At 68.1% G+C, this 270-nt stretch carries 1 protein-coding gene; it reads right to left on the bottom strand.

Annotation, left to right across the window (positions count from 1 at the left end):
* On the bottom strand, nucleotides 1-270 hold a 270-nt coding region (locus SB771_RS34640; RefSeq protein WP_410721993.1), incomplete at both ends, for a M23 family metallopeptidase.

Here is a 270-nt window from a genome sequence, read left to right as displayed (position 1 = left end):
GCAGGTGCGGACCGGTGGCCCAGCCGGTGGCGCCGACGTAGCCGATCAGTTGGCGCTGCGAGAGCTTGGTGCCCTTGGTGATGCCTTCGGCGATGCGGCTCTGGTGCGCGTACAGCGTCGAGTACTTGCCATGGTGCTTGATGATGACCACGTTGCCGTAGCCGTTCCGCCAGCCCGAGACCTCCACCGTGCCGTCGGCCGTGGAGTGGATCGGCGTGCCCGAGGGCGCGGCGTAGTCCACGCCCTTGTGGCCGGTCCAGGTCTTGTGGA

It is taken from the genome of Burkholderia sp. SIMBA_051 (assembly GCF_046534915.1).
In the GTDB taxonomy this organism is placed as follows: Bacteria; Pseudomonadota; Gammaproteobacteria; order Burkholderiales; family Burkholderiaceae; genus Burkholderia; species Burkholderia ambifaria.
This window is presented reverse-complemented; position numbering and strand designations above follow the sequence as displayed.